The sequence below is a fragment of the Paracholeplasma vituli genome (assembly GCF_025446935.1).
Taxonomy (GTDB): domain Bacteria; phylum Bacillota_I; class Bacilli_A; order Acholeplasmatales; family UBA5453; genus Paracholeplasma; species Paracholeplasma vituli.
The window spans coordinates 1-2,940 of sequence record NZ_JAOEGN010000029.1; the positions used below are offsets into that span (position 1 = coordinate 1).

General features: G+C 35.9%; 4 protein-coding genes. All 4 read right to left on the reverse strand.

The window, feature by feature from the left end:
- Window positions 1-74, reverse strand: a 74-nt coding sequence (locus tag N7603_RS09135) for a hypothetical protein (protein WP_444850873.1), incomplete at its 3' end; no start/stop codon positions are given.
- Between the two features lie 390 nt (window positions 75-464).
- Entirely contained in the window at window positions 465-1,652 is a 1,188-nt protein-coding gene (locus N7603_RS08855) for an MFS transporter (RefSeq protein ID WP_262097066.1), read from the reverse strand.
- 337 nt (window positions 1,653-1,989) lie between these two features.
- Entirely contained in the window at window positions 1,990-2,241 is a 252-nt protein-coding gene (locus N7603_RS08860; RefSeq protein WP_262097067.1) for a hypothetical protein, read from the reverse strand.
- A gap of 55 nt (window positions 2,242-2,296) precedes the next feature.
- Complete coding sequence (locus tag N7603_RS08865; protein ID WP_262097068.1) at window positions 2,297-2,569, reverse strand: transposase; 273 nt, start codon at window positions 2,567-2,569, stop codon at window positions 2,297-2,299.
- Window positions 2,570-2,940: the final 371 nt, after the last annotated feature.

Here is a 2,940-nt window from a genome sequence, read left to right on the forward strand (position 1 = left end):
CAGGTCTTTGAGGATGGATACCACTTATCCATCACCATTAGGGTCTTACCTTGTGTTTCTAACTTATACTTCAAGAATGAAACAAATCTTGTCCATCCAAACCTGGATACTTGTTTGGCGTAATAAGAACTCTAAAGCAACATCGATGATTTTGGGTTGTTCATCTCATAGTTTTAAAGCAGCCAATGTTAATCGCCTTTCTTGGATATATTCATTGGGTTTTTTTCAAATGTTTCTTGAATAATTTATCCACATATCAAGACGAATAATTGGCTTCTCCAGATAACATCAAAAAGGTGATTGGTTTATCTTAATGGTCTTCAATATACGTTTGCAAACGATTGATTATTTCTTTTTGAGGATCCATGATCTCACCCATTTTCATTGTAAACTAAATAGCACTTTCAATCTCGACTGAATTTGTCTTAATAATACTTTGAAAAAGAAAAAAGCGGTTGCCCGCTTTAGGTAGTTGGTTTCTCAATGACAAAACCTTCTTTTAATAAACTTTGACTAAATAGTGGGACTATCGCGATAAGGACCATCCCGATTCCACTACCCAAAATGATTAATGATATATCTACCACATCGGATAAAGGTCCAAACAACAACATACCTAGAGGTAAACTAATGGTGTTGATCAAACCAAATACCGAAAACACACGACCAATATAGGCTTTATCCACTTTCTCTTGAATAAGTCCAACCAAAATTGGATTACTGATGGCAATGAAGAATCCGATAAATCCCCATAATCCGATATAGAATGCGAAATTGAATGGAATTCCCATACCGATGGTACCTAAACCAATCATGATATAAGCTAGGAAGAATGTGATCAAACGGTTATTAAATCCACCCCACGCCGAGATGACTAACGATCCTAATAACATCCCTGTACCAAAGATGGCTTCTAAAGTAGACAAGCGCCACGCCTCATCACCAAACACGCGCGCAACTTGTAAGTAGGTTAAAAATGAAGGGGCAGCTACCATCAACATGAATAAGAATCCAAATAGTAACACTTTGAATATAAATTTATGGTTGAATGCGTAGTGGATTCCACGTTTGATATCTTCAAAATAATCAATTGGAGCGGTTTTAAGTTCTGCTTCGTGTTTCGGTAACTTAACAACAAATAGGATCATGATTGCGATAGCAGCTGTAATAACATCAATCATCATGATGAATTCTAAGGGGATGGTAGATAGTAAAAGCCCAGCTAATAGCGGCATCAATACCATCGAAGAGGACTGAATACCTTGAGCAATCCCTTGGACTTTAATTAAGTGTGTTTCTGGTACTATCTGAGGATAGACTGCCGATACTGCAGGTTGATGGACACTTTGTCCAAACGCTCTTACAATCGATACGACAAATAAAATCCAAATGTCACGATAACCAAAAAAGAATAGAATCGCGATAATCAGTGTTACGAACGCAATCCCGAAGTCTGCTGTAATCATCAACATTTTTCGGTTCAATCTATCTGCCCAAACACCTGCGAAAGGGGTGATTAATAACGAAGGAATAAATGAACACATCACCATAATGGTCATCATGAGTCCAGATTTGGTTTGAAGTGTTATGTGCCACATAATCGAATACATGACCAACATCGAACCCAATAAAGAGACCGTTTGACTAATCATAAATATGCCTACTGTTTTTTTCCATGAATCCATTTTAACACCCAATTTCTATTAAATATGCTCTATGATATCACTTTATTTGTAGATTTCTTTCAAAATTACTCTATGATATTTTCATTGTCTTAATTATCTATATAAATTCAAAATAAAAGCCTGGTACACTGTACTAAGCTTAAATGCTTATTTACCAAATTTAAACTTACCGTCTTTTCATAATCTCTTTGTAAATCCGTTTTCCTTTTTCCTTTTCCATATACAAATGACATCTCACTTTGTTTAACTTCGCCTTCTAGATACTGCACAATCTTCATCAGCGTTTCTGTCTCATATATCTCACTTACAGGAAAATGATACCTGTTTCTTGATACCTCTCATTCATCTTTTCTAGTTGTTTCATAATCTTTCTGTATAATTTTTCACGGTACTTCTCGATTGAACCCTTCCATATAAATGTGTACTTGTTCGCGTTCGCTTCAATTTTCGTTCCGTCTATGTATAGTTTGTCTACTGCGATTTGTTCTTTATTGATAATATATCGATTGATTTCATGAAAGATGTCTTCGATGTTTCCTTTTAGTCGTTCTTTCATGAATTGATTGATTGTTTGGTGGCTGGGCTTCAGCTCGTCTGTTAACCACATGATTCTAATATCGTTCTTCGCCGCGCTTTTCCATTTCTCTTAATGTCGTGATGTTTTCCATCATACAAAACAGTATCAATTTGAGCATATTGACTGGATTATACCCGATTCGTCCTACGTTCGATTCGTCTATGATGTATTGTCTAAAATCGATCCTCCTAAATACTTCGTCAAATGTTCTCGCTTCACTATCAAATGGTATTTTTATTTCAAATGATAGTGGTAATTTTAACTGTTTTGGGTTAAGATATCCTTGTATTAATTCGGGTTTTTGCATACTTCGATTATACCAAAAAACCACCCTGGGCTTCCAGAGTGGCTTTTTTGTTATTGGGGACTAACGTTTTATTTCGTTACAGCCACTTTTTTGTTTATACATTCAATAAATGGCTTATTGAAGGCTTTTTTCCATAATGTAATCAAATCGTAATGGGCTATAACGAAAAAAAGAAAGACTCAGTCTAGGTGTACCTAGATTGACTCTTCATGTTTATTAAGAGTTTGTGAACTACCCACCACTTAATAGAAGTGGGGGCTTCCTATCCAAACCAGTGTACCCACCAGTGACTCAATAGGCTATCCCCGTAGTCCCTACGGTTCTTAGTTCTTTCATATCTCTAAAGCTAATTTGTACTGTCTTAATCCTTC

Coding starts and splice junctions, on each gene's coding strand:
- N7603_RS08855 (WP_262097066.1), bottom strand. CDS start 1,652: ATGATTAGTCAAACGGTCTCTTTATTGGGTTCGATGTTGGTCATGTAT.
- N7603_RS08860 (WP_262097067.1), bottom strand. CDS start 2,241: ATGAAAGAACGACTAAAAGGAAACATCGAAGACATCTTTCATGAAATC.
- N7603_RS08865 (WP_262097068.1), bottom strand. CDS start 2,569: ATGCAAAAACCCGAATTAATACAAGGATATCTTAACCCAAAACAGTTA.